1 protein-coding gene is annotated in these 409 nt (G+C 39.1%); it reads left to right on the top strand.

Annotated elements, in window-relative coordinates; translation table 11 throughout:
* Window positions 1–409: carbohydrate-binding protein (locus GBZ86_RS19100; RefSeq protein WP_479690761.1), on the top strand; the 409-nt coding region annotated here is incomplete at both ends.

The following is a 409-nucleotide window of genomic DNA, read 5'->3' as shown; positions in this document are numbered from 1 at the left end:
GGAGGACCAAGTGATGGTGCAACTACCTTAACTGTAAATGTAGCAGCTGCAGGGAATTATAATTTAGCAGTGAAGTATATAGGGGCAGATGCTAATAGAAACTTAAAGATAGATATAAATGGAACAAGCACAGGAGAAGTTTACACTCCAACACCAACTAATGGATGGTCCATAGGAGATGCTAAAACTTTTACTGTGGCAGTAAATTTAAATAGCGGAACAAACACTATTAAGTTCCATGGAGATGGAATAAACTATGGTCCAAGTCTTGGAGAAGTAACATTAACCTTAGTATCCGGCACAGTAACACCACCAACAGAACCAGTGAATCCACCAACAGTGCCAACAGGAAGTAATCCAGTTTATAAGTATAATGCAGCAGAGGGAATGCTTTCTAATGGAGCTTTAA

The sequence above is a fragment of the Clostridium tarantellae genome (assembly GCF_009295725.1).
GTDB classification, from domain to species: Bacteria; Bacillota; Clostridia; order Clostridiales; family Clostridiaceae; genus Sarcina; species Sarcina tarantellae.
This window is presented reverse-complemented; position numbering and strand designations above follow the sequence as displayed.